This is a genomic window from Vibrio sp. 2033 (assembly GCF_033339735.1).
Window position 1 is genome coordinate 1 of sequence record NZ_JAWOVC010000276.1, and the last position, 760, is coordinate 760.

Below are 760 nucleotides of genomic sequence, written 5' to 3' on the forward strand. Positions count from 1 at the left end.
GCGGCAAAGTAATCATCGGCCATGAAAGTCAGTACATCATGCCTTGCGGCAGCGACAAGCAATATTGGTTGCAACTGTCACCACAACAAATTCAACGCGCCATTAAGCTCGGTAATGAACCGTACCAAACCATGTATGGCGAAGTCATCGGTCATCTTAATCCTCCGGGCATTGATGGTTTCTCTGCGGATTTCGACGCCAATTTTGTGGTTGAGCAAGTGAACTTCCTCACTACCGAAAACCCAAATCGTTGCAGCCAACCGCAAAAGCCGACACGTGTATTTGGCAACGAGCCGTCTTGGGCAGCCAGTTTTGAAGCCAATGCGCTTAAGTTCCAACAGATGGGAAAAACCACCGAAATGCTGCCTATTCAAAGCAGTCAACTGCAGCCGCGCCAACGCACTTATAGGCTTGATGATGGTGAACTGCGTATGACGGAAAACCTCTGTTCAGACACCATGAGCGACTCTTTGTATGGCTGGAAAGCAACACTCAAACACGATGGAAACACTTACCAAGGGTGTGGCATGGCAGCGAACGTTGATGCAACGCTTAGCTGGGCAAATACCTATGTAGCCACCTCAACGCAATCACAAGGTTTTGAGGTGCAAATGACCTTAAACCCTGACCACAGCGCCACGACGAAATACAGCTACTCAAACGGTCAAGACCCATTAGTGGAACGCGGCTTCTGGCAACAGTTGAGCCCGTCGCAAGTTCAAGTTGTGATGACCCACCACCAGCAACAACGTTTGATGTC

At 49.5% G+C, this 760-nt stretch carries 1 protein-coding gene; it reads left to right on the top strand.

Features of this window, described 5'->3' with window-relative positions:
• Positions 1-760: COG3650 family protein (locus R7P74_RS26055; protein ID WP_443293410.1), on the top strand; the 760-nt coding region annotated here is incomplete at both ends.